The 830-nt window shown below is 64.2% G+C and carries 1 protein-coding gene; it reads left to right on the forward strand.

Annotated features, from left to right (window positions below; translation table 11 throughout):
- Positions 1-6: 6 nt before the first annotated feature.
- Positions 7-830: protease inhibitor I9 family protein (locus LJ738_RS21150; RefSeq protein ID WP_227788343.1), on the forward strand; the 824-nt coding region annotated here is incomplete at its 3' end.

An 830-nucleotide genomic window follows, 5' to 3' on the forward strand; every position in this document is an offset into this window, starting at 1 on the left:
TCATATTTGAACATTCGCCTTGCTTCCTGGCTCCTGAGCGGTTCACTGCTCACGACTTCTACCCTGTTTACTGCCTGTACCCGCGACGAGGTAGCTCCCGCTAGCGTTAAGGCCGTGGCAGTATCCGACGTGCGCGCCGGCACCGTTATCCCCGGCCAATACATTGTGGTGCTGAAAGACGAAGCCGTTGCTACCTCGGCATCTGACAGCTACCAGGACAAGGTGAAAAAAGTGAAGGCCGCTGCCCAGGGCCTGCTGCACGGCAAAGGCCTGCGCACCGAATCGGTAGGCGCTGCTTACGGCCATGTTATAAAAGGCTTTTCAGCGAAACTGACAGCGCAAGAAGCCGCCGCATTGGCGCTCGACAGCCAGGTTAAATACGTTGAGGAAGACCGCACCATTACCCTGAGCCAGGATTTCACGGCAGCCGGCAATGGCAACGGTAATGGCAACGGCAATGGCCCCAAAAAGCCGAAGACTCCCCACGGCAACAACCCCGCCACCAACCCTTCGCCTCTCCCGGCTCCCTCGCCTCTACCTGTTCCTACGCCGGCACCTGCTCCAGCCCCCACGCCTGCTCCGGCTCCCGCACCGGCTCCTGCGCCTACCCCGGCTCCAGCTCCTACGCCTGCCCCAGCTCCAGCGCCTACTCCTGCGCCCGCTCCAGCTCCCACGCCTACTCCAGCTCCTGCGCCCGAGCCGACACCTGCTCCTGCTCCTGCTCCTGCTCCTGAGCCGGCACCTGCACCCGCACCGGCTCCTGCTCCTACGCCTACCCCAGCACCCGCTCCCGAGCCTGCTCCGGCCCCTGCTCCGGCCCCGGCTCCCGC

Origin of the sequence: Hymenobacter plasmatis (genome assembly GCF_020711255.1) — a bacterium.
GTDB lineage: Bacteria > Bacteroidota > Bacteroidia > Cytophagales > Hymenobacteraceae > Hymenobacter.